This is a genomic window from Vibrio sp. 1402 (genome assembly GCF_033340275.1).
The window spans coordinates 1-618 of sequence record NZ_JAWOWE010000409.1 but is presented as its reverse complement, the minus strand read 5'-3'; the positions used below and the strand labels follow the sequence as shown (position 1 = coordinate 618).

Here is a 618-nt window from a genome sequence, read left to right as displayed (position 1 = left end):
CACTGGCGCTGGCATCGATGCAGATCGCCTGACAGTAAAAGGTATGGGTGAAGAGAATCCAGTAGCTGACAACAGCACTCGTGAAGGTCGTGAGAAAAACCGTCGCGTAGAAGTTGTGGTTCCTTCGTTCGAATACCAAGAGATGGTTCAACCATAATCTGAATGTTCACACATTCTCATCAAAAGGGGTGCGCTTGCACCCCTTTTCACTTTCAGTGATTTTTGGATTTTTATAAAGGAAATGAAATCAAGAAATGAAGATTCAAGCATCGTCCATCGATAGTAAGCACTTATCTCTTCGGATAAAAAACGAGATTATTTCCTTCGACCATGACACAGTCCATCCCCGCAGAATGAGCCGCACGTTTACCCAATTCTGTATCTTCAAAAACCAGACAGTTTTGCGCGTCAATCCCTAATCTATCTGCGGCTAATAGAAAAGTATCCGGACATGGTTTGTGATTTTCGACATCACTAGCCGTCACAACGGCATCAAGCTTGTCGATCAACCCTGCATGACTGAGCAGACGCATCGCACTTTCTCGCTGACTTCCCGTTCCGACCGCAATTTTCTTTTGGCCTAAATATTCGTCAAGAACAATGCCAGTGCACTGGATG

2 protein-coding genes are annotated in these 618 nt (G+C 45.0%); one reads left to right on the top strand and one right to left on the bottom strand.

The window, feature by feature from the left end; all coding sequences use genetic code 11:
- The coding region (locus R7044_RS26365; protein ID WP_225456134.1) for an OmpA family protein at positions 1–157 on the top strand (157 nt) is incomplete at its 5' end.
- 133 nt (positions 158–290) lie between these two features.
- Here R7044_RS26365 and R7044_RS26360 read toward each other — a convergent pair.
- Positions 291–618, bottom strand: a 328-nt coding sequence (locus R7044_RS26360; protein ID WP_225456133.1) for an HAD-IA family hydrolase, incomplete at its 5' end; no start/stop codon positions are given.